At 59.6% G+C, this 1,316-nt stretch carries 2 protein-coding genes; both read left to right on the forward strand.

Going from position 1 to position 1,316, the window contains the following annotated elements:
* A partial coding sequence (locus EOA22_RS31010; protein ID WP_164756083.1) for a GNAT family N-acetyltransferase occupies nt 1-474 on the forward strand: 474 nt, incomplete at its 5' end.
* A 560-nt stretch (nt 475-1,034) separates the two neighbouring features.
* The coding region (locus EOA22_RS39190; RefSeq protein WP_281040803.1) for a sigma factor at nt 1,035-1,316 on the forward strand (282 nt) is incomplete at its 3' end.

A 1,316-nucleotide genomic window follows, 5' to 3' on the forward strand; every position in this document is an offset into this window, starting at 1 on the left:
CTACCCGATATCGAACAGTCGGAGGGTGACGCTTACCGCGAAGTTGCGGAGCTGGCCTGGATTGCCGATGACGAAAACCAAACCGTCGAGCGTCACCGTGAACTTATCGCCAAGGGCACATGCTGGGTAGCGGTGGAGCAGGATGGCCGGACGGTCGCATTCCTGAGCGCGGAGATCCAGGACGACACATTGCACATCTGGGAACTAGCTGCGCGCCTTGACCGACAACGCTCAGGTATCGGACGCGCCTTGCTCGAAAAAGCAATCACAGATGCGAGGGAGCGCCGCCTTGTCGCGATCACCCTGACAACGTTTCGGGATGTGATCTGGAACGCGCCTTTCTATCCGAAGCTGGGCTTTCAGGTGCTGGGCGAGACGCATGCGGGAGACCGGCTTCGTCAAATACTGCGTCGGGAGATCGAACACGGGATGCCGGCAAGCAGGCGCTGCGCCATGCGCCTCATTCTCGGCTAGACGGAAATTGGCTAAAGTGATGGACAAAACCCTTGCTCTGGCAATGCCCGAATTTCGACCGGCTCTGATCGGCTGAGCTGGAAGGTTGATATCGCAGGCTAAAGAGCGTTGAAAAGCTGGCTCGGGCGGACCAATTTACATTGCGAAGAAGATTTTTCGCTATCCGGGAATAAAACGCCGCCCGCCCTGGTCTTCCATGCATACGCTGCTGATTGACCTTGAAGGAACGTCCCCCTGCAACCCCACACACTGACGACCGCGACGGCAATGGTCGACGCATTCCCAGGTGAAGGCGACGCGTTGGCCGCTTGCGGCTCCCAGCCTGTCTGCCTTAAACGTCCTGCCCAGTCGGGATCGAGAGCGCTCAGACGCCGCGGATGCGAGAACGCATCGGGGTGGATGAATCGTTGCGGTCCAGTGTGTGATTGACATCGATGAAACAGTTGCCTTCACATTCACCGCAGCTGGCGACCCTAAATACTTCCGCTGGGTTCGCTTGCAAGACAGAACCATCTTCGCTTCCTGGGCACTCAAGGCGAGGCGCATATCACGGTACACCAATGCTAAGCAGCAATGCGCAGGCCGACCGCTTCAGCGAAGTGGTAATGCCTCATCTCGCCGACGCGCTTTCGCTGGCCCGTTGGCTAACCGGCAATGCCACCGACGCCGAGGATGTCGTGCAGGACGCGTGCATGAAGGCACATGCCAGCATCGCCAGTTATGCCGGCGGCAATGCACGCGCCTGGCTGCTCACCATCGTGCGCAATGCGTGCTACACATGGCTGGCGCGGAACCGCCCGCGCAGCATCGTCTCGGTGGGCGATCTCGCCGATCTCGACCAG

The organism is Mesorhizobium sp. M7A.F.Ca.US.014.04.1.1, assembly GCF_003998745.1.
GTDB classification, from domain to species: Bacteria; Pseudomonadota; Alphaproteobacteria; order Rhizobiales; family Rhizobiaceae; genus Mesorhizobium; species Mesorhizobium ciceri.